21 protein-coding genes are annotated in these 20,891 nt (G+C 74.3%); 11 read left to right on the plus strand and 10 right to left on the minus strand.

What is annotated here, in order from left to right; translation table 11 throughout:
- The first annotated feature begins 45 nt into the window (after positions 1–45).
- The 8 genes from NFS20_RS11835 (at position 46) to NFS20_RS11870 (ending at position 10,946) form a co-directional block, all read left to right on the plus strand.
- Positions 46–1,734: a bifunctional lysylphosphatidylglycerol flippase/synthetase MprF gene (locus NFS20_RS11835; protein WP_251151992.1), complete on the plus strand. Its 1,689-nt coding sequence runs from the start codon at positions 46–48 to the stop codon at positions 1,732–1,734.
- The gene (locus NFS20_RS11840) at positions 1,731–2,582 is read left to right on the plus strand and encodes a hypothetical protein (protein ID WP_251151993.1); all 852 of its coding nucleotides are present in this window, start codon (positions 1,731–1,733) and stop codon (positions 2,580–2,582) included. Before NFS20_RS11835 ends, NFS20_RS11840 begins: the two co-directional genes overlap by 4 nt.
- 127 nt (positions 2,583–2,709) lie before the next feature.
- Positions 2,710–3,960 carry a MalY/PatB family protein gene (locus NFS20_RS11845; protein ID WP_251151994.1) on the plus strand — a complete coding sequence of 417 codons (1,251 nt, stop codon included), beginning with the start codon at positions 2,710–2,712 and terminating at the stop codon, positions 3,958–3,960.
- Between the two features lie 173 nt (positions 3,961–4,133).
- The gene (locus NFS20_RS11850; RefSeq protein WP_251151995.1) at positions 4,134–5,642 is read left to right on the plus strand and encodes a WXG100 family type VII secretion target; all 1,509 of its coding nucleotides are present in this window, start codon (positions 4,134–4,136) and stop codon (positions 5,640–5,642) included.
- Complete coding sequence (locus NFS20_RS11855) at positions 5,639–6,292, plus strand: hypothetical protein (RefSeq protein ID WP_251151996.1); 654 nt, start codon at positions 5,639–5,641, stop codon at positions 6,290–6,292. Before NFS20_RS11850 ends, NFS20_RS11855 begins: the two co-directional genes overlap by 4 nt.
- Positions 6,293–6,525: 233 nt before the next feature.
- Positions 6,526–8,436, plus strand: a complete 1,911-nt coding sequence (locus NFS20_RS11860) for a penicillin-binding transpeptidase domain-containing protein (RefSeq protein WP_251151997.1) — start codon at positions 6,526–6,528, stop codon at positions 8,434–8,436.
- Between the two features lie 146 nt (positions 8,437–8,582).
- Positions 8,583–10,178: an alpha/beta hydrolase gene (locus NFS20_RS11865; RefSeq protein ID WP_251151998.1), complete on the plus strand. Its 1,596-nt coding sequence runs from the start codon at positions 8,583–8,585 to the stop codon at positions 10,176–10,178.
- Positions 10,179–10,223: 45 nt separating this feature from the next.
- Positions 10,224–10,946 (plus strand): helix-turn-helix domain-containing protein, encoded by a 723-nt coding sequence (locus tag NFS20_RS11870; RefSeq protein WP_251151999.1) that lies wholly within the window; start codon positions 10,224–10,226, stop codon positions 10,944–10,946.
- Between the two features lie 96 nt (positions 10,947–11,042).
- On the opposite strand, the gene NFS20_RS11875 is transcribed toward NFS20_RS11870, so the two are convergent.
- Positions 11,043–11,342: a hypothetical protein gene (locus tag NFS20_RS11875; protein ID WP_251152000.1), complete on the minus strand. Its 300-nt coding sequence runs from the start codon at positions 11,340–11,342 to the stop codon at positions 11,043–11,045.
- A gap of 513 nt (positions 11,343–11,855) precedes the next feature.
- On the opposite strand from NFS20_RS11875, the gene NFS20_RS11880 reads away from it, so the two are divergent.
- A complete protein-coding gene (locus NFS20_RS11880) occupies positions 11,856–13,397 on the plus strand; it encodes a dicarboxylate/amino acid:cation symporter (RefSeq protein ID WP_502800810.1) in 1,542 nt (513 codons plus the stop codon).
- 142 nt (positions 13,398–13,539) lie between these two features.
- Here the strand turns inward: NFS20_RS11880 and NFS20_RS11885 are convergent, their stop codons facing one another.
- The 7 genes from NFS20_RS11885 to NFS20_RS11915 all read right to left on the minus strand — a co-directional run bounded on the left by NFS20_RS11885 (position 13,540) and on the right by NFS20_RS11915 (position 17,651).
- The gene (locus NFS20_RS11885) at positions 13,540–14,019 is read right to left on the minus strand and encodes an SRPBCC family protein (RefSeq protein WP_251152001.1); all 480 of its coding nucleotides are present in this window, start codon (positions 14,017–14,019) and stop codon (positions 13,540–13,542) included.
- Positions 14,020–14,121: 102 nt separating this feature from the next.
- Positions 14,122–14,541 (minus strand): MmcQ/YjbR family DNA-binding protein, encoded by a 420-nt coding sequence (locus tag NFS20_RS11890; protein ID WP_251152002.1) that lies wholly within the window; start codon positions 14,539–14,541, stop codon positions 14,122–14,124.
- A gap of 94 nt (positions 14,542–14,635) precedes the next feature.
- On the minus strand, positions 14,636–15,100 hold the full coding sequence (locus tag NFS20_RS11895) for a hypothetical protein (protein ID WP_251152003.1): 465 nt from the start codon (positions 15,098–15,100) through the stop codon (positions 14,636–14,638).
- A gap of 136 nt (positions 15,101–15,236) precedes the next feature.
- Entirely contained in the window at positions 15,237–16,184 is a 948-nt protein-coding gene (locus NFS20_RS11900) for a quinone oxidoreductase family protein (RefSeq protein ID WP_251152004.1), read from the minus strand.
- A 128-nt stretch (positions 16,185–16,312) separates the two neighbouring features.
- On the minus strand, positions 16,313–16,693 hold the full coding sequence (locus NFS20_RS11905; protein WP_251152005.1) for a fluoride efflux transporter FluC: 381 nt from the start codon (positions 16,691–16,693) through the stop codon (positions 16,313–16,315).
- On the minus strand, positions 16,690–17,103 hold the full coding sequence (locus NFS20_RS11910) for a fluoride efflux transporter FluC (RefSeq protein WP_251152006.1): 414 nt from the start codon (positions 17,101–17,103) through the stop codon (positions 16,690–16,692). Before NFS20_RS11910 ends, NFS20_RS11905 begins: the two co-directional genes overlap by 4 nt.
- On the minus strand, positions 17,100–17,651 hold the full coding sequence (locus NFS20_RS11915) for a universal stress protein (protein ID WP_251152007.1): 552 nt from the start codon (positions 17,649–17,651) through the stop codon (positions 17,100–17,102). The genes NFS20_RS11910 and NFS20_RS11915 overlap by 4 nt, the downstream gene beginning before the upstream one ends.
- Positions 17,652–17,795: 144 nt before the next feature.
- On the opposite strand from NFS20_RS11915, the gene NFS20_RS11920 reads away from it, so the two are divergent.
- Positions 17,796–18,152 carry a TraR/DksA family transcriptional regulator gene (locus NFS20_RS11920; RefSeq protein WP_251152008.1) on the plus strand — a complete coding sequence of 119 codons (357 nt, stop codon included), beginning with the start codon at positions 17,796–17,798 and terminating at the stop codon, positions 18,150–18,152.
- A gap of 52 nt (positions 18,153–18,204) precedes the next feature.
- On the opposite strand, the gene NFS20_RS11925 is transcribed toward NFS20_RS11920, so the two are convergent.
- Both NFS20_RS11925 and NFS20_RS11930 read right to left on the minus strand, forming a co-directional pair.
- Complete coding sequence (locus tag NFS20_RS11925; RefSeq protein ID WP_251152009.1) at positions 18,205–18,609, minus strand: hypothetical protein; 405 nt, start codon at positions 18,607–18,609, stop codon at positions 18,205–18,207.
- A gap of 60 nt (positions 18,610–18,669) precedes the next feature.
- Positions 18,670–19,941, minus strand: coding sequence for an amidohydrolase (locus NFS20_RS11930; protein WP_251152010.1), 1,272 nt, complete (start codon positions 19,939–19,941; stop codon positions 18,670–18,672).
- A 158-nt stretch (positions 19,942–20,099) separates the two neighbouring features.
- Between NFS20_RS11930 and NFS20_RS11935 the strand changes: the two genes are divergently transcribed.
- A complete protein-coding gene (locus NFS20_RS11935) occupies positions 20,100–20,876 on the plus strand; it encodes a Pr6Pr family membrane protein (RefSeq protein ID WP_251152011.1) in 777 nt (258 codons plus the stop codon).
- Positions 20,877–20,891: the final 15 nt, after the last annotated feature.

Raw genomic sequence — 20,891 nt, forward strand, 5'->3', positions numbered from 1 at the left:
TCCGGACGCCGTGCGCTGCGGGACACGGTCCCGGATGATCGGTGCGTGGAACCCGCCCCGGCCCCGGCCGCTTCTCCCGTCGTCAGCTCACCGCTCGACGAGCAGCGACGTCGTGTGCGGGTGCGGGTCGTCGCGTCGCGCGTCGTCCTCGCCCTGGGGATCCTCGGCGTCCTCGCCGTGCTGGTCCGCGGCCTGTGGACGCACCTGGCCCTCTACCGCGACGTCGTGCCGGGCCTGCTGCCCGGTACCGCGTCGACGACGCTCCTCGTCGACTCCGTCGTGCTGCTGCTCATGGCGCGCGGGCTGCGGCGCGGGCACCGTCTCGCCTGGCTCGTCACGGTCGTGGTGCTCGGGCTCACGGCGGGGACGCACACGGCGCGCGGGGTCGACGTGATCCCGTCCGTCGTGGTCCTCGCCGCGGCGGTGTGGCTCGCGACGCGGTGGCGCTCGTTCCCCGTGCTCCCGACCCGCCGCGCGGTCCGCCGGGCCGCACTGCTGCTCGTGCTCCTCGTGGGTGCGTGGGTCCTCGCGATCGCGGCGCTCGCCGTCGTGGTCCTGCGCGCGGACGACCCCGAGGAAGCGCTCAGCAGCAGCCTCGTCACGACGGTGGCCGTGGTGTCGACCGTCGTCGACCTCGTCGTGCTCGTGCTCGTGCTCTGGTGGCTCGGCTCGCCGCGCGAGGCACGCCGGCTCGCGCCCGCGGAGCACCGCGAGGAGCGCGAGCGGGCGCGCGCCGTCGTCCAGCGGTACGGGGGCGGGACGCTCGACTACTTCGCGCTGCGCGACGACAAGGACTGGTTCTTCGTCGGGCGCAGCGTCGTCGCGCACTCGGTGCGCGGCGGCGTCTGCCTGGTGTCCCCGGACCCGATCGGACCGGTCTCCGAGCGAGAAGAGACGTGGGCCGAGCTCCTCGACCACGCGGCGGCGTCGGGCTGGTCGATCGCGGTCGTCGCGGCGGCTGAGGACTGGTTGCCGGTCTACGAGCGCAGCGGCCTGCGCCACGTCTACCTCGGTGACGAGGCGACGGTCGACTGCACGACGTTCACGCTCGCGGGCCACGACCACAAGTCGCTGCGGCAGGCGGTCAACCGCGTCGCGCGCGGCGGGTACACGACCACGTTCCACGACCCCACGACCCTCGACCCGGTGCTGCGCGAGCAGATCCTCGCGATGAGCGACGAGTCGCGCCAGGGCGAGGACGAGCGCGGGTTCTCCATGACGCTCTCGCGCCTGTTCGACCCCGACGACGCGGGGCTCGTGCTCTCGGTGACCCGGAACGCCGACGGACGCGTCGACGCGTTCTGCCAGTGGGTCCCGGCGGCGGCGATCGACGGCTGGTCGCTCGACGTCATGCGCCGCCGCACCGATGCGGAGGACGTCCCGAACGGCCTGATCGACGCCACGATCGTCGCGACGATCGCCGAGGTCGCGGCGCGCGGGATGCGCGGGCTCGGGCTGAACTTCGCGGTCATGCGCGAGGTGCTCGAGGGCGAGCGCGACGGCCGCGTCGACCAGCTCGCACGGCCGGTCCTGCGACGCCTGTCGAAGGGGACCCAGATGGCGACGTTGGGCGCGTTCAACGAGAAGTTCGACCCGGGGTGGACGCCGCGGTACGTGGTGCTGGACTCGGCGGAGTACACGGCCGCGCAGGCGCTCGTGCTCGCGGGCGCGGAGGGCGTCACGGAGATCCCGGTCGTCGGGCGGTTCCTGCGCGGCGTCGGGACGGCACCGTGATCTGGTCCGTCGCCGCGGCGGTCGGTGCCGCGCTCGCCTACGCGGTGAGCACGATCATGCAGGCCGTCGCGACGCGGCGGGCGCACGGGCTCGCCGCGGTGCGGCACCCGCTCGTCCTCGGCGGTCTCGCGCTCGACGGCGCCGCGTTCCTCCTGTCCCTCCTGGCGCTGGACCACCTGCCGCTCTTCGTCGTCCAGGCGATCATCGCGTCGTCGCTGGTGGGCGTCGTGGTCCTGGCCCGCGTGGTGCTGCACGCGACGCTGCGGCGCACGGACCTCGTCTCGATCGGAGCGGTCGTCGTCGCGCTCGTCGTGCTGGCGCTCTCGGCGGGGGAGCAGCCGGCCGCGGAGCCGCCGGCCGGCTTCACCACCTGGGCGATCGTGGCGTCCCTCGCCCTCGTCGCCGGGGTCGCGCTCGCCTACCGCAGCGGTCATCCGATCCTGCTCGCCCTGCTCGGCGGGCTCGGCTACTCCGTCGCGGCGATCGCCGCTCGGGGCGCGCACGCGTCGGGCGACCTCCTCGACACCGCCCTGCAGCCGCTCGCGATCGCCATCGTCGCCGCGGGCGCGGCAGGCGTCCTGGGCTACCTGCGGGCGCTCGAGAAGGGCAACGTCGGCTCCGTCGCGGCGACGGTCTCCGTCGTGGAGGTCCTCCTCCCCGGGGCCGTGGGGCTGCTCGTGCTGGGCGACATCGTCCGCGACGGCTGGGTGGTGCCGGCCGCCGTCGCGACGGTGCTCGCCGTCGCCGGGTGCGTCGTGCTCGCGACGAGCCCGGCCAACGCCGCGGCCGAGGAGCCGACGGCAGCACCCCTCGGAGCCGGACCGCCATCGAGCTCGGCAGCCCCGTGAGCTCGGCAGCCCCGTGAGATCGGCAGCTCGGCGTGAGATCGGCTCGTGAAACGACCGATCTCGAGGTCGAGGTGCCGATCTCGGGCGAGGATGCCGATCTGACGAGGGGCCTCCTAGCCTGGGACGCATGACCGGAACCTCGCTCCGCACCCCGCTGGACGTGCCCACCCTCGACGAGCTGCGCCGTCGGACGTCGGTGAAGTGGCGAGCGTTCGACCCGGACGTCCTGCCGCTGTTCGTCGCGGAGATGGACGTCGCGCCGTGCGAGCCCGTCGTGGACGCCGTGACGGCGGCGATGCGCGCCGGCGACACGGGCTACGACCACGGCACGGTGTACGGGGAGGCGTACGCACGGTTCGCGGAGCGGCGGTGGGGCTGGTCGTTCGACCCGTCGACGACCCGCACGCTGCCCGACGTCATGGTCGCGATCGTCGAGGTGCTGCGCGTCCTCACCGGGCCGGGCGACGCCGTCGTCGTGAACCCGCCGGTCTACCCGCCCTTCTTCGGCTTCGTGCGGAACGAGGGGCGTCGCGTCGTCACCGCGCCGCTCGGCGCGGACCTGCGCCTCGACCTCGACGCGCTCGAGCGCGCGTTCGCGGAGGCGACCGGCGTCGCGGACCACGGCGGCGGGCCGAGGTCCGGGCGCCGCGCCGTCTGGCTCGTGTGCAACCCCCACAACCCGACCGGCACGGCGCACGCACCGGACGAGCTCGCCGCGGGCCTCGCGCTCGCCGCGCGGTACGGGGTGCGCGTCGTCGCGGACGAGATCCACGCGCCGATCACCCGGCCCGGCCTCGCGGGGCACCCCGCCACCACGCACACGCCGCTGCTCACCGTCCCCGGGTCCGACGACGCGGTGGCGGTCGTGTCCGCGTCCAAGGCGTTCAACCTGCCGGGCATCAAGGCGGCCGCGGCGGTCGGCGGCCCGGGCGCGGTCGCCGACCTGCGACGCATCCCCGAGGAGGCGAGCCACGGCGTGCACCACGTCGCGGTCCTCGCGCACGTCGCGGCGCTCGACCACGGCGACGCCTGGCTCGACGCCGTCCTCGCCGGCGTCGAGCGCAACGCGTGGCTGCTCGCCGACCTGCTCGCCGAGCACCTCCCGGGCGTGCGGTACCGGCCGGGCGAGGCGACCTACCTCGCGTGGCTGGACTGCCGGGACCTGGCCGGCCCGGCGGGTGGCAGCACCGTGCCCGACGGCGCCCGGTCGCCCGCAGCGGACCCGCGCGCCTGGTTCCTCGACCGGGCGCGCGTCGCGCTCGAGGACGGCCGGCGCTTCGGGCCGGGCGGCGAGGGCCACGTGCGGCTCAACCTCGCGACGAACGTCGACGTGCTCACCGAGGCCGTCGTGCGGATCGGCGCGTCCCTGGCGCGCTGACCGGTCGTGCTCCGAGGGGCTGCGCTCGCACGCCGTGCGCATGGGCAGACCTCCCCATCGCCGCGGACCCTGCGACGGCGTAGCCTCACCGTCGACCGCCCGTGCTCACGGGCGTCCCGGGCCGCCGTCCTCGTCGGCGCGCCCGCGCCGCGCACGACCTCGAGGAGCATGTCGTGAGTGGATCGTGGGGCGCCGATGTCGCGGCCCTGCGCGCGCTCGCGGACGTCATGCTCTCCGGGGCCGACACGCTGCGCGGCGCCCGCGCCCAGGTGGCGTCGCTGGTCGAGTCCTCGACGCGGTGGGACGGTCCGGACGCCTCGACCTTCCGCACGGACTGGTCCTCGGCGCTCGCCCCGGCGGTGGTCGCCGCCGCCGCTCTCCTCGACCGGACGGCCGAGACGCTGCGTCGCGACGCCGACCAGCAGGAGTCCGCGAGCGCCGCGGACGGTGGAGCGCCCGGCGGTCCCGGCGGACCGACGCCGCCGGGCGGGCCGGGCGCACCCGGGGCGCCCGGGACGGTCCCGACCCCGAGCCCTGCCGAGTACCTCGCGATGGACGCGGCCGAGCGCGCCGACTGGCTCGCCGCGGCGACGGACGCCCAGGTCGCGGCCCTGTACGGGCGCATGGTCTCCCAGGGTGTCGACCCGGACTCGGCCGGGTTCGCCGACCTCGCCGTCGCGCACTGGACGCGCACCGCCGCCGCCGAGGCCGGCTTCGACTTCGCGGACTGGGACCCGGCCGCGGGTGCGGGCGCCAACCGGGAGATCATCGAGGCCGTCTACAGCTACTACGCCGAGCTGTACCTCGACCAGCCGTGGATGCAGTGGGCGGGCATGGCGGCGATGATCGGGCCGTCGTTCGCCGCCGGGTTCTTCGACCTCGACATGATGCGCGAGCTCGCGCAGGGCGTGCAGGACGGCGCGCAGCACCTGCCACCCGGCGTCACCCCCGCGGCGCTCGCGGCGGTCGCCGGCATGACGGACGCCGAGCTCGCCTTCTACGAGAACCAGTTCCTGTCGATGCAGCGCGAGATCTTCGTCGACCAGGCCGTCATGCACGAGGCCTACCTGAACGGCGGGCTGCCCGAGATGGAGCGCCTGCTCGAGGCCGGCGTCATCGACGACGCCGCGTACCAGGCGTGGGAGGACATCGAGGCCGGTCGCGGCGGGGACGCGCAGGCGCTCGCGGACGGCAACACGGCCCTGCTGTGGCGCGAGCAGAACCAGATCATCGCGGACGACTGGCAGACGATGCGCGACCACCCCGGCACGGGCGAGGCGTTCACGTACCTCATGACGCTCGTCGGGGAGCCGTCGATCCCGGGGGCGGGCACGTACGCGCAGCACGACCCGTTCACCGTGAACGTCGAGACCCCCGGTCCCGAGAACATCGGCATCCCGTTCACCGGCATCTCGCTCGACAACCCCGTGCAGGGGAGCATCTCGGTCGAGACGCCCCTGCCCGGCGGCAACATCGCGGACCAGGCCACGCGCTGGGACTACATCGCCAACGACACGCTGCCCGCCTACCAGGAGCTCATCACGCAGCACCCGGACCAGGCCGCGCAGATCGTCGGGACGGACGTGTCGCAGCGCATCGACGACTACCGGCTCACGGATCCGGGACGGATCGGTCGGATCCTTGACAGACTGACCGAGTGGGACGTGGACGTGGACCAGTGACAGCCGCCCGCGCGGCCGCCGCGGCCGCCCTCGCCCTGGTGCTCGGGCTGGGGGTCGGCGCCTGCACCGTGACCTTCGGCGACCCGGACGACGAGGGCGGGTCGACGTCGTCGGGCAGCGCGGGCAGCACCGGTACGGAGAGCGGCACGACGATCGACGACATCGAGGAGGGCGCACCGATGCGCTGGGACGTGAGCAGCCCGATCACCGCCGAGTCGGTGGGGCTGGGGGAGCAGATGGCGATCGTCGACGTCCCCGGCGGCGGCGCCGAGGTCGAGCTGACCCTCCCCGACGGGACGTGGTCGACGACGGCCGAGGAGCTGACGATCCAGCCGCGGCGCGGGTACGTGAGCTCGATCAACGTGTTCCGCTCGCTGTCCGGCGGCGAGGCCGTGCACGACCAGCTCCTGGCCGACGCCGACGTGCTGGGGTTCCCGCGCGCGCAGGTCGACCGCTGGCTCGACGAGCTCCCGGCCTCGCTCGTGGAGTCGCGGTCGGGCGGGGTCCGGGCGCGCACGGGCATCAACGGTTCCAACGGCGACGTGGTGACGTCGGTCCAGATCAGCCACGAGCCCGGCCCGGGCGGCGACGAGTCGATCCGGCTCTGGTACGCGATCAGCCCGGTGACACCCGCCGAGGGCGAGGACTGACGCCGACGGTCGACGCGCCGTCGGAGGGCTGCGGCCGGACGGCGACGGTGCACGCCCCGCCGGGACACGCTGTGGAGAGGCCGCGGACGATCCGGGTCGGTCTGACCGGGATGTCCCTCGCGCGGGTGCCGTGCGGTAGCGTCCCTCGCGTCCCGTCAGGTCGCAGCAGGGGAGCCCCGGTGAGCACGGTCGCACGCGTTCGTCCCAGGTCGGTCCGCCGGAGGGTGGCCGCCGTGCTGCTCGTCCCGGCCCTCGCGCTCCCGCTCGCGGCGTGCACCGAGGACCGGCCGACCGCCGAGGACGCGGCGGCGGCGCTGGCCGCGGGCATCGCCGAGGGCGACGTGAGCGGCCTGGCGTTCTCCAACGGCCGGGCGGAGAACGTGCAGGGGCACCTCGAGGCCGTCCTCGAGCCCGTCGCCGCGTTCGAGCACACGGTCGAGGTCGACGGCGTCGTCGTGGACGACGAGGGCTCCGACGCCGACGAGCGCGCGACGGCGACCCTCGCCTACCGCTGGGTCGTCACCGACGACGCCGCGTGGGAGTACACGACCGACGTCGACCTGACGTTCGCCGAGCCGGCCGAGGGCGAGGACGGCCCCGGGCGCTGGGAGGCGGCGTGGGAGCCCGACGTGCTCGTGCCGGACCTCGCGCAGGGCGACCGGCTCGCCGTCGACCGCGTGCGCGCGGAGCGCGCCCAGATCCTGGGTCTCGACGACGTCCCGATCGTCGCGGACCGCCCGGTGTACCGCATCGGCGTGGACAAGACACGCCTCGCCGCGGGCGCGTGGGACGGCGCGGCGCGCGCGCTCGCGGGCGTCGTGGGGATCGACCCGGAGGAGTTCGCGCAGCGGGTCGCGGGGGCCGGGGAGAAGGCGTTCGTCGAGGCGATCACGGTGCGCACGGAGGACACGGCCGGCATCGACGTGGACGCGGCGCGCGCCATCGAGGGCGTCGCCGTCATCGACGACGAGATGCCGCTCGCGCCGACGCGCGAGTTCGCCCGCCCGATCCTCGGCCGGGTCGGCGAGGCGACGGCCGAGATCGTCGAGGAGTCCGACGGCGCGGTCGTCGCCGGGGACACGGTCGGCCTGTCCGGCCTGCAGCGCCAGTACGACGAGCAGCTGCGCGGGACGCCCGGGGTCTCGATCACGGTCGTCCCCGACGGGAGCACGCCGGACGAGGTGTCGACGGAGGCGTTCGCGGTCGAGCCGGTCGCGGGCGTGCCGCTCAGCACCACGCTCCGGCCCGAGATGCAGGTCGCCGCCGAGCAGGTCCTCGCGGGGCAGACCTCGCCCAGCGCGATCGTCGCGATCGAGCCGTCCACGGGCGAGGTGCTCGCCGCGGCCAGCGGCACCGCGGGCGACGGGCTGTCCACGGCCACGACCGGCCAGTACGCGCCGGGCTCGACGTTCAAGGTCGCGACGACGCTCGCCATGCTCCGCGCCGGTCTGACGCCCGACTCGGTCGTGTCCTGCCCGCCCGAGATCACCGTCGACGGCCGCACGTTCCAGAACGTTCCCGGCTACCCGACCGACGCGCTCGGCGAGGTGCCGCTGCGCACGGCGTTCGCGAACTCGTGCAACACCGCGATGATCGGCCAGCGCGACACGGTGACGCAGCAGGGGCTGCACGACGCCGCGGCGTCGCTCGGTCTCGGCGTCGAGGCGGACCTCGGCGCGGCGGCGTTCTGGGGCGACGTCCCGGCCGAGGCCGAGGGCACCGACCACGCGGCGTCGATGATCGGCCAGGGGCGCATCCTCGCGTCGCCGCTCGGCATGGCGACGGTCGCGGCGAGCGTCGCAGCAGGTCACCGCGTGGCACCCGTCCTCGTGCGTCCCGACGTCCAGCCCGCCTCGGCCGAGCAGCCCTCGGGCGACCTCACCGAGGACGAGGCCGCGACGCTGCGCAGCCTCATGCGCGCCGTCGTCACGGACGGCTCGGCGGACATGCTCGCCGACCTGCCCGAGGAGGTCGGGGCGAAGACGGGGACCGCGCAGTACGGCGACGGCAACCAGTCGCACGCCTGGATGATCGCGACCCAGGGCGACCTCGCCGTGGCCGTGTTCGTCGAGACGGGGGAGGGCGGTTCCGCGACCGCCGGGCCGCTCATGCGAGCCTTCCTCGACGCGCCGAACCAGGGCTGAGGGTCCGGCCGGCGCGAGCGCGTCGTCGGATGCTCGGTCGTCCTGTGCCCGAGCGTCGAGGGTGGATCGGATGCCGGTGCTTGACCCTGTTCCTTGAACACGGTGTGTGCTGGCGGAGCATCTGACGGCGTGAGGAAGGAACCGACATGGACGACGTCCGACCACGCACGAGCCTTCGCGGCCGGGGACGGGCGCCGCGCGTCGTCGCGGGCCTCGCGGTGCTCGCCGTCTCCGTCCCGCTCGGGGCGTGCTCCCCGCCGGCGGACGTCACGCCCACCACGTCCGGGACCGCGGCGCTCGAGCGGTACTACGAGCAGGAGCTGGTGTGGACAGCGTGCGGTGCCGATCATGCGGGGACCGACGACGACGAGAAGCTGATGGCGACGGTTGCCGGTGCCGAGTGCGCCCGCCTCTCGGTGCCGCTGGACTACGACGATCCTGAGGGGGACGTGGCTTCCGTCGCGGTGCTACGGGTACCGGCGCGAGGCGAGTCGAGAGGGCCGATGGTGATCAACCCGGGAGGCCCGGGCGGTTCAGGGGTGACAGGCGCGATCATCACTGCCGCGGGGCTCGCGGAGAGCCCGATCACCGAGTCCTTCGACGTGGTCGGGTTCGACCCGCGTGGCGTCGGCGCCACGCGGCCCGCCGCGGACTGCTACAGCGACGAGGAGGCCGACGCCGGCACCGTGCCCCTGGGATCGCAGGGCACGACCGTCGCGTTCACCGAGGACGACACCCGGGCGATCATGGAGAAGTGCGCCGAGAGGTCGGGCGGGATGAAGGCGCTCACCCACATGGGGACCCGCGACACCGCTCGTGACATGGACGTGCTGCGCGCCGCGCTCGGGCAGGACGAGCTGACCTACTTCGGGCAGAGCTACGGGACCCGCCTGGGTGTCGTGTACGCAGAGATGTTCCCGGAGAGGGTGCGGGCGATGCTCCTGGACGGCGGTCGAGACTCCCGCGAGGGGACGTTCGAGTCTCGCGTGAACGCCTACGCCGGGTTCCAGGGCGCGTTCGACGAGATGGCCGCGTCCTGCGCGACGCAGGAGAGCTGCCCGCTCGGCACGGACCCGCAGCAGGCGACGGCCAGGTTCCAGGAGATCGTCCGACCGCTGCGGGACCGACCCGTACCGGCGTTGGAGACCGAGCTGGGCTTCGACGACGCGATCGGCGCCGTCATCGCGGGTCTCTACAACCAGGCGGCGTGGCCTCGGATCATCGCCGGCATCACCGAGGTCACCCAGGGCCGTGGCGACGAGATGATGCAGCTCATCTACGACTTCAGCCCGCGCAGCGCGACCGGGCAGTGGCCGAACACGAGCGAGGCGAACTACGCCATCAACTGCATGGACGAGGACCGGCTGACCCCTCGAGAGGGTGGCGAGCTGCGCACCGCCACGTACGAGCGTGCGCCGTTCATGGACCCGGGGGTCGACGTGACCGCGGGAGCGCGCGACGGCTGCGAGCACTGGCCGGCGGAACCCACTCTGGGGATCCCGTACGGGCAGGACATCGACGGGCTCCCGGCCACGCTCGTCGTGTCCATCACGGGCGACCCCACCACCCCCCACGAAGGGGGGATCAGGCTGGCGGACTCGCTCGGGAGCGCTCTGCTGACCGTGGAAGGCCAGGGACACACCATCGTCGCCTTCGGGAAGAACGCGTGCGTCGACGAGGTCGCTGCGGCCTACCTGATCGACCTGGACGTCCCCGCCGAGGGCACGACCTGCACGATGTGAGCCCGCTTCCACCGTGAGAACGGTGCACGTCGACGAAGGAGAAGCATGGCGTGGAGCACCTCCGAGCTCGCCGAGCTGGCCGGTACGACCGTGAACACCGTCCGTCACTACCACCGGGTCGGTCTTCTGGAGCAGCCGGAGCGACGAGCCAACGGGTACAAGCAGTACCGAGCCCGCCACCTCGCTCGCGTCATCCCGATCCGGCGCCTGCGCGAGCTCGGTGTCCCCCTCGCCGAGATCGGGTCGCTCGGGGCAGCCGGGGGAGACGCCGCCGGCACCCTCCGGGCGCTCGACGTCGAGCTCGCCGCGAGCATCGAGCGGCTCCAGCGCGCTCGGACCGAGCTGGCCGTCGTGCTCCGCGACCGTGCATCGCTCGACGTGCCGCCCGAGTTCAGCTCCGTCGAGGAGCGGCTGACCGACGCCGATCGCGCACTGGTCACCATCTGCACGCAGTTCTACGACCGGGACGCGCTGGACGACATCAGGCGCATGATCGAGGTCGAGCCGACCGACATCGATCGTGACTTCACCGCGCTCCCGCCCGACGCGAGCGAGGCGACGAGGCGCGACCTGGTCGAGCGGATGGTGCCGCTCCTCGACCGGCACCTGGCCGACCACCCCTGGCTGAGCGATCCGCTGCCGCGCCTCTCCACGAGCGCGACCGCGGCCCGAGACGCGCTGCACCGAGTGCTGCCCGACCTCTACAACGGGGCGCAGCGCGACGTCCTGCGTCGCGCGATGCTCGTCGTCCTCGACCCTCCCACGTGATGACCACCGTCAGCCGGAGCGACTCTTCTCGGACCCGTCTCTCTCCTGCACAGTCGTGGGCCCAGCAGACCCGGTGCTCGCAGGGGGGCAGGCGGCTCAGGGCCGCGGGTCGACGCGGCGCCAGGGCTTGTCGTCGCGTCGCGCCCCCGTGCCGGCCGAGCAGCGCCGGCACATCGACGAGACGGCGTCGGCGTCCCGGCCGGTCGCCGGCTGGGCGTCGGCCCACGTGACGTGCGGGAACCGGAGGAGGCCCTGACGGCTGAGCTGCAGGCCGCACACCGTCGAGTTCGTGCCGCGCTCCCAGGCGTGCACCTCCCCGGCGGGCATCCGCACGCCGTCCGGGTCGGTCCACGTGCCGGTGGCCGCCACCGCCGCACCCGTCACCCGCTTGCGCATGGGCTCGACCCTAGGCGCGGCGACCTCGCTCGCACGCCGGGGCCACGTTCACACGATCCCTGGGAATGAGACGGCACGGCGGGGCGTTGCCCACCGACGAGTACGATCAGGTGCCGCGGGCGACGATCGTGCCCGCAGCGCGAACACCGCCTACCGCCGAACCTCGGGAGACACCTCCGTGTCCGTCAGCGTGCCGACCTGGTACCTCACCGAGCGCCGCGACGTCGACCTCCGTCGAGTCGCCAGCGCTCTGTGTCGCTGACCCGTCGTCGTCGCTGACGCTCCCCGGCCCTCGCGCCGACGCTGCGCCGCGCCTCGGGTCAGGTCCCTGGTTCACCCTGCTGACGCCTGACCCTGACAACCGGCCGCGTCCGCACGCGTGTCAGGACCCCCGGCCACCCGGGTGATCCCCTGCCCTGACACGGGAACGCCTCGCGACGACGACCCCCGCCCCCTCTCCCGGGTGCGGTCGCGTCGTGCGTCCGTGCCACCCGAGCACCGAAAGGTCCCTCCGTGTCCTCGACCCCCTCGAAGCCCGCAGAGCAGGCTTCCCCCGGCCGCCACGACGTCGCCGCGTCGGCCCCGCCAGCGACCCCGGCCCCCGCGAAGCGCACGCGCCGCTTCCCGTCGTTCAGCACCCAGATCCTCATCGGCCTCGCGCTGGGCATCGCGCTCGGCGGCATCGCCCTCGCGATGGGTCCGCAGGACGCCGACGGCGAGGTCCCCAACGGACTCACGACGACGCTCGCGACGATCGGCAGCTCGTTCGTCACGCTGCTCAAGGCGATCGTCCCGCCGCTGATCTTCACCGCGATCGTCGCGTCGATCGCCAACCTGCGGACCGTCACGAACGCCGCGCGCCTCGCCGGCCAGACGCTCCTGTGGTTCGCGATCACCGCCGCGATCTCCGTCGCGGTCGGCATCGGGCTCGGGCTGATCTTCCAGCCCGGCAACCACGCGTCCGTGTCGCTCGACGACGCCGCCGAGCCGGGGAAGGCCGGCACGTGGCTCGACTTCCTCACGGGCCTGATCCCGGGCAACGTGCTGGGCCTCGGCGCCGGCACGCAGGTCGAGACCGCAGCCGACGGCGCCGTGACCGCGAGCACGTCGATCAACTTCAACGTGCTGCAGATCCTCGTCGTCGCACTCGTCATCGGCATCGCGGCGCTGAAGACCGGCTCCAAGGCCGACCCGTTCCTCGCGTTCAACCGCTCCGCCCTGGCGATCGTCCAGAAGGTGCTGTGGTGGATCATCCGCCTCGCGCCGCTGGGCACGCTGGGCCTCATCGGGAACGCGATCGCCACCTACGGCTGGACGTCGCTGAGCTCGCTCGCCTGGTTCGCCGCGGCGATCTACGTCGGCCTCGCGGTCGTGCTGTTCGTCGTGTACCCGGTGCTGCTGCGCACCAACGGCCTGAAGGTCACGAGCTACTTCAAGGGCGCGTGGCCCGCGATCCAGCTCGCGTTCGTGTCGCGCTCGTCGATCGGCACGCTGCCCGTGACGCAGCGCGTCACCGAGCGCAACCTCGGCGTGCCGAGCGAGTACGCGTCGTTCGCCGTGCCGCTCGCCGCGACCACGAAGATGGACGGCTGCGCCTCGATCTACCCCGCGATCTCGGCGATCTTCGTCGCACAGATCTTCGACGTCGACCTGTCGATCACCGACTACCTGCTCATCGCGTTCGTGTCCGTCGTCGGCTCCGCCGCGACCGCGGGACTCACCGGCGCCGTCGTCATGCTCACGCTGACGCTCTCGACGCTGGGCCTGCCGCTCGCGGGCGTGGGCCTGCTGCTCGCGATCGACCCGATCCTCGACATGGGCCGCACGGCCGTCAACGTCGCGGGCCAGGCGCTCGTGCCGACGATCGTCGCCAAGCGCGAGGGCATCCTCGACGTCGAGCAGTACGAGTCCGCGTCGGCGGAGGACCTCTTCGCGGACGACGACGCCCCGGTCGAGGACGACGACGCCCCGGTCGAGGGCGAGACGCCCGCGGTGGAGGGGGCGCCGTCGGGCGCCGCGACCGACAAGGAGCCCGTGGCGGCCGGCGCCCGCTGACGCCGACGACGCGGTCACCCCGGACGAGCGCGGTTCCGGGGCGGCCGTGCCGGGTCTACCATCCGCGGCCTCGTTCCTCGGCCGCTCCCGCCAGACCCGCCACGACCGCCCCTGCACCGCCCTCGTCCTCCGCGGCTGCCGCTCAGCCCGTCTCGTGCACCGCCGCGAGCACGACCGGGTCGGCGCAGCCGCGCGCGAACCCGGCGATGCGGTGGTCGATGTCGCGGCCGAGCACCCACGACCCGACCCGCTCCGCGAGCGGCGCGAGCCAGCGGGGGCGGCACCGGAAGCTGTAGCGCCACGTCGCGCGCGTGCCGCCCGCCGGGTCGGGGGCGAACCGCCAGCCCCCGGCGAGGTTCTCGAAGAACCACGACCCGCGGACCATGCGCATGCCGACGTTCGTCGGCGGGTTGTACGACACGTACTCGCTGACCATCGTCAGCCCGGTGCGGTGGCGCGTGAGCGTCCGGACACCCTTGGCGGGAGCGGTCGCGCCGTCGAGGAAGCGCTGGTTGCGGATGAACGGGTCCCAGCGCAGCCGGACGTCGCCGGTCGTCTGCGAGACGGCGAACGCGGTCGCGGGGTCGACGGGGACCACGAGCGAGGACTCGACGACGGGCATGCGCCCGATCGTGGCACGACGGCGGCCCTCGCGCAGCGACGGACCCGCGCGCTCCGACGACCCGTGCGCTCCGACGTCCCGCGTGCCGACCGGCCCGCGGGCTCAGGCGTCCCGGTCGGCCGGGCTTCCCTCCGCGTCGAGCCGGGCGACGAGCCGGGCCCCGGAGACCTCGCGGTACGACGCGTCGACGAGCTCCGCGACCTCCTGCCAGTCGACCGGCGCCGCGTCGAGGTCGAGGCCGAGCCATCCCGCGGCACCGTAGTAGGCCGGGACGAAGAACCGCGGGTCCTGCTCGAGCGCCGTGCGGTCGGCGACCGGGACCTGCACGAGGACCGACCGGGGGTGCTGCCGCACCGGGACGTCGGCAGAACGCTTCGTCATGCCGCCGTGGACGGCGAACAGGACCCGGGCACGGAAGGCCGTGCGACCGTGGGTGACGATCTCGTGCGCGTCGGGGAAGGCGAGGCACAGGGTGCGCAGGCGGGAGAGGTGCGGCTCGTCGTCGGGCACGGTGGACGCCATGGGGCCAGGCAAGCACCCGCCACCCACGGACGCGCGAACGCCCCGCCCCCGGACGGTGTCCAGGGCGCGGGGCGTTCGACCGCGGCGCAGGGGATCAGGACGCGAAGGCGTACCCGGCCTCGGTGCACTGCTCGCGGAGGCCGTCGAGCGCCGGCTGCACGCCGTCGGTCTCGACCGTGGCGCCCGTGAGGGCGGCCTCGAACGGGGCCTTGATGCCGTTGAGGTTCTCCTGGAGCTCCACGTCGGCGAAGCGCTGGACGGAGGCGATCTTGTCGCGCGTGGTCGTGATCTCGACCCCGCTCTCGTCGGTGACGGCCTCGGTCGTCAGCGCGAGGGTCGCGTCGACGCGCGTGGCGAGCGAGTTCTCGGCGCCGTCGTAAAACCCGGCGCAGGACTGGACGATCTCGATGACCGTGGGCTCGGGGACCTCGGACTGGGCCGTCGTGGTCTCGTCGGTGGGGGCGGTGGCGTCGTCGCTCGACGGGTCGGTCGTCGACGCACAGGACGCCAGGAGGAGGGCACAGGAGAGCGCCGCGGTAGCGGCCAGGTACTTACGCATGCTAAGGATTGGACACCGGCGGGAGGCCGCGGTGCAAGAAGATTGCTGCGGCCCGGGCGGGCAGATCGCCGGGATCCTGCGGGTGCCGCCGCGCGCTTGTGCGCAGCGTCACAGGATGTGGACGCCCGTCTCGGTCTCAGTCGACGTCGGGCACCTCGAGCACGACCTTGCCCCGCGCGTGCCCGTCCGCGACGAGGCGCAGCGCCTCCGCGGCCTCGGAGAGCGGGAACCGGTGGGAGATCTCGACGTGCAGCCGCCCGTCCTCCGCCAGCGCGAGCACCTCGTCGAGCGCCCCTCGGGCGTCGACCTTGTCGACGATCCCCGCAGCGCGCGACACCTCCGACCCGACGATCGTGACGGCCAGCGGCGGCTCGTCGGGGTCGGCCAGGGCGAGGTCCTCGCCCAGCAGCTCGACCGTGGCGGCGACGGTCTCCGGGGTGCCGACGAGGTCGACGACGACGCTCACCGCGGCCAGCCCGTCCTCGAGCGCGCGGACCGCGTCCACGAGGCCGGGCCCGTAGGCGACGGGTGTCGCGCCGAGCCCGCGCAGGTAGTCGTGGTTCGCGGGCGAGGCGGTGCCGACGACCCGCGCACCCAGCGCGAGCGCGACCTGCACCGCGGCGGAGCCGACGCCGCCGCTCGCGCCGTGGAGGAGCAGGACGTCCCCCTCGCCGACGTCGGCCTGGACGAGCGCGGAGAACGCCGTCGCCGCCGCGACCGGCAGGACCGCGGCCTGCTCCGCGGGGACCGACGGCGGTCTCCGCCGCACGTGGTCGGCCCGCACGACGGAGAGCGCGCGCTGCGCGCCGGTCCCGTGCCACACGACCTCGTCGCCGGGCGCGAAGCCCTCGACGTCCGTCCCGACCGCGTCCACCACGCCCGCGGCCTCGAAGCCGAGCACGCCCGGGACCCGTCCGCCGAACGCTCCGGCGAGCCGCTTGACGTCGGCCGGGTTCACGCCGACGACGCGGTTCGCCACGCGGACCTGTCCCGGTCCGGGCTCGGCAACCTCCTCGTCGGCGACGCGCAGCACCTCGGGACCGCCGAAGGTGTCGAAGCGGACGACGGTCGACGTCGTGCTCATGGGTCCTCCCCTGGTGACCCCGGCTCGGCCGGGCGGTGCCACTCTTCCATCACGGCGGGCCGCTGTCATGCGCATCCCGGCGCGTGGAACCGCTGGTGGGCGTCACGCCGGGCGGTCGCGCCGGCCGGTCAGAGCAGACCTCCGACGACGAGTCCGAGCGCCGTCGCGGCGAGGCACGCCCCGAGCATCCCGAGCGCGTGCACGGCGGCCGCCGCGGGGCGGCCGGCGAGCAGCAGCCGTGCGCCCTCGACGCTCGCCGTCGAGAACGTCGAGTAGCCACCGAGGAGACCGACGCCCACGGCAGCCGCGAGCGCGTCCGGGCCGGCGTGCGCCACGACCCATCCCGTGACGAGGCCGAGCAGGAGGCACGCGCTGACGTTGACGACGACCGTCCCCAGGGGGACGACCGTCCGCGCGCGGCGCGCGACGGCGCCGTCGACCAGGAACCGTGCCGCCGCACCGAGACCCCCGCACGCGGCGACGAGGAGCGGGACGAGGAGCCCGCTCATGCGCGGCCCGCCCCGCCGCGTCGTCCGAGCGTGCCCGCCAGGAGGATCCCGGCACCGGACGCGAGGACGCCCAGCACCACGCTGCCGAGCGCGTACGCCACGCCGAGCCCCGCGTGCCCGGCGTCGACCAGCCGGTCCACCTCGAGCGCGAACGTGCTGTACGTCGTGAAACCGCCCAGCACGCCGGTCCCGACGAGCACGCGGGCCCGGCGCCGCCACCCGTCGTCGGGCCCGGAGCGTGCGAGCCGCTCCAGCAGCACGCCGAGGAGGAACGAGCCGACGAGGTTGATCGCGAACGTCGTCCACGGCCAGGTCCCGGCCTCGGGGGCGAACGCCGTCTCCAGGCCGGCCCGGGCGGAGGTGCCGACGGCGCCGCCGAGGGCGACCAGGCCGGCGAGCCGCAACCTCACCGGCCCCACGGCGCCGGGCCCTCCGCCCAGTCGACGACGCGCAGCGGCACGGTGAGCACCGGGCGGTGCTGGTGGTGCGCGAGATGGGCCGCGACGGAGCCCTCGACGAGCTCGCGCAGGCGTCCGCCGGCGCCGGGCGTCCGCGTCCCGACGACGAGGACCGCGGCGTCGACCGCGCGAGCGAGGTGCGTGAGCGCGCGGTCGGGCCGTCCCGCGAGGTAGCGCAGCTCCCACCGCACGGGCTCGTCGCCCAGCACCGCCGCGACCTGCTCCCGCAGTCCGGCGTCCGTGCCCTCCCACGACCCGTCGTCGGCGTCCGGGTCGACGGCCGCGTGCGCCACGGTGCCGTCGGCGTGCTCCTCGACGACGTAGCGCGACGGGTCGGCGTAGGCGAGGTACAGCGTCGGGGCCCCCGCGGCCCGCGCCCATGCCGCGGCGGTGAGCACGACGAGCGGGTCCTGCCCGGGGACGACGCCGACGACGACGGGATGTCCCGCGAAGGGGGTCAGGCGCTCGGCGCCGGGCTGCGGGACAGGTCGGTCACGCACGATCCGATCACCTCCTGCGGGCACGGTCCCGCTCGCCGCCAGGACGGTCCGGGGCCGTCGGCCACCACCCTAGCCGCGCGCCGGGACACGCGTCCCGACGCGCGGCGAGGGACGGTTCCGGGAGGCCGAGGTGTTGAGGACGACGTGACCGACCTCGACCTCGTGACCGCGCGCGAGCGCCTCCTCGCCGAGCGCGCCGACGCGTTGGCCCGCCTGCGTTCCCTGCGCGGCGAGGTCGCGGAGATCGTCGAGGCCTCGCGGGACTCGAACGCGGACGACGAGCACGACCCGGACGGCGCGACGATCGCGTTCGAGCGGGCCCAGGTCGACGCCCTCGCGCGGTCCGCCGCGGTGCGGGTCGAGGAGGTCGACGCCGCGCTCGCGCGGATGGAGGCCGGCTCCTACGGGACGTGCTCGTCCTGCGGGCAGGAGATCCCCGCCGCCCGGCTCGAGGCCCGCCCGACGGCGCGCACGTGCGTCGGGTGCGCGGCGTCGGCCTGAGCTCTCCTCGGCGCACGTCGACGACGGCGGACGCGGAGGCTCGGTGCGCCGGTCACCGGTCCGAGATCATGTCTCCTCCGATGCCGGCCTGCGTCTCCTCGAGGTCGTCGACATCACCCTGGATCGCCCAGTTCGGGCCCACCAGCACCGCCTCGCCCTCGATCTCGGGCGACGGCGGCAGCATGGAGACGAAGTCGTCCTCCGCCACGCCGTCGGCGAAGACCGCGAGCAGCGCCGTGTCGTCGCACGTGCCGGTCTCGACGTCCGGCGAGCCGGAGTCCGTCTCCGTGAACGACAGGCACGTGAGCCCGGCGGTGGTCGCCGAGCTCTGGAGGTCCGCGACGGAGTCGTAGGTGGTGTCCTTCTCGCCCGGTCCCGAGCCGCTGCACCCGCTGACGAGAGCGGCCATCAGACCGGCCGCCGCGACCGGCAGGGCGACGCCGTGTGCTGTGCGCATGGAGTGATGGTCCCCCTGCGGGGGACGCGGCGCCAGACGAACGGTGGTCGCTCGGACCCCTCAGTGCGCGAAGCGCTCCGCGCGCTCGACGACCCGACCCGCCCCGCGACCGCCGTTCGCCGCGGCGTCCCACGTGTAGACCTCGGTGCCGGTGACGAGCACGTGCTCGGCGCGCGCGGTGACGTCGAGCGGGTCGCCCGACCACACGACGACGTCGCCGTCGAGCCCCGGCGTGAGCGCGCCGACGCGGTCGTCGAGGCCGAGGAACTGCGCCGGGTTCACGGTGAGCGCCTGGAGCGCGACGTCGCGGTCGAGCCCTTCCTTCACCGCGAGGGACGCCTGGTGCACGAGGAAGTTGATCGGCACGACGGGGTGGTCCGTCGTGATCGCGACACGCACGCCCGCGCGGGCGAGCACGCCGAGGTTCGCGATCGCGCGGTCGCGCAGCTCGACCTTGGACCGCGACGTGAACATCGGGCCGAAGATCACCGGGACGTCGCGCTCGGCGAGCACGTCGGCGATCGCGGCGCCGTCGGTGCCGTGGTTGAGGACGAGCCGGTAGCCGAACTCGTCGGCGAGCCGCAGGGCGGTGGCGATGTCGTCCGCCCGGTGCGTGTGCTGGTCCCAGTACAGCTCGCCCGCGAGCACGCGCGCGAGGGTCTCCTTGCCGAGGTCGCGGTCGAACGGCTCGCCCTTCGCCTCGGCGGCGTCACGCTTCGCGACGTAGTTCTGCGCGTCGACGAACGCGGACCGGATGACCTTCGCGACGCCGAGGCGCGTCGAGGGCGTCTTCTTCTGGTCGCCGTAGACCCGCTTGGGGTTCTCGCCGAGCGCCGACTTCACGGACACGGCCTCGCGGATCACCTGCTCGTCGACCGTGCGCCCGCCCCAGGTCTTGATCGCGACCGTCTGCCCGCCGATCGGGTTCCCCGAGCCGGGCTTCACGACGGCGGACGTCACGCCGCCGACGAGCGCGTCGCGGAAGCCCTCGTCCTCGACGTTGATCCCGTCGATCGCCCGCAGCGCAGAGCCGTTCGGGTCGGTCATCTCGTTGGTGTCGTTGCCGGCCCAGCCCTCGGCCTCCTCCATGACGCCCATGTGCGCGTGGGCCTCGACGAAGCCGGGCAGCACCCACCGGCCGCGGGCGTCGAGGACGCGGGCGCCGTCGGGCACCGCGACGTCCGTGCCGACGGCCGTGATCACGCCGTCCTCGACGAGGACCGTCCCGCCCTCGATCGGCGAGGAGGCGACGGGCACGACGTAGCCGTTGGTCACGGCGACGGTCGCGCGCGCGGTGCGGGGGGTGGTCCGGGTGCTGGATGAGGTCGTCATGGGTCCATCATGGCCCCGTCGCCCCGGGCAAGCGTCACCTCGTCCGGTCTGCGCCGGTGCGCCGGGACGGCTCACGGCGGGACTAGGCTCGGCGTGCGGGAAGGCCGCCCGGGGCGACCGGACCGGCTCGTGACCGGATCGCGCGCGAAGGAGCTCGCATGCACGTCGTCGTCGGGATCTTCCGGCTCTTCCTCGTCGTCCTCGCGCTCGTCGGTACGCGCACGATCTGGCGGGACGGCGACGTCGAGGGTCTGATCTACTTCACCAACCAGACCTGCTTCCTCGTCGTGGTCGCCTTCACGTGGGCCGGGATCGCGTCCCTCCTGCGGCGCCGGCAGCCCCCGGCATGGTTCACCGGTGCGGTGACGCTCTTCGCCGCGATCACCGGGCTCGTGTCGTGGTTCGTCCTCGCGCCCGAGGACCCCGACGCGCCGGCGGTCTTCCTCGGGCTGACGGACGGGCAGATCGAGCACGAGGTCCTCCCGCTGGCTGTCGTCGCCGACTTCCTGCTGCTCACCCCGCACCGGCGCCTGCGCGGGCTCACGGCGGCCCAGTGGCTCCTGTACCCGCTCGCCTACTTCGCCTTCACGACGATCCGCGGCTTCGTCAGCCCGGGGAGCGAGTACCCCTACGGGTTCGTCGACCTCGACGCGCTCGGCTGGGCGGGCCTGCTCGTCAACGTCGTCCTCTACGGTGCCGGGTTCCTCGTGCTCGGGCTCGTGCTCGTCGGTCTCGACCGGATGCTGCCCGCGCGGGCTCTGATCGGCTCGTACCCGGGTGCCGTCGTGCTCCCCGACGTCGGCGCCGCCGACGGCACGGGCGCCGACGGCGGCACGGGCGCCGACGGCGGCACGGGCGCCGACGGCGCCGCGCGAGGTGGCCCGGACGCCTCCGACGCCCGCGCGACGGGCCGCGGGGACGGTGCCCCCGCCTGACGCGAGCGGCTAGGG

It is taken from the genome of Cellulosimicrobium sp. Marseille-Q4280, from assembly GCF_943181405.1.
Lineage (GTDB): Bacteria > Actinomycetota > Actinomycetes > Actinomycetales > Cellulomonadaceae > Cellulosimicrobium.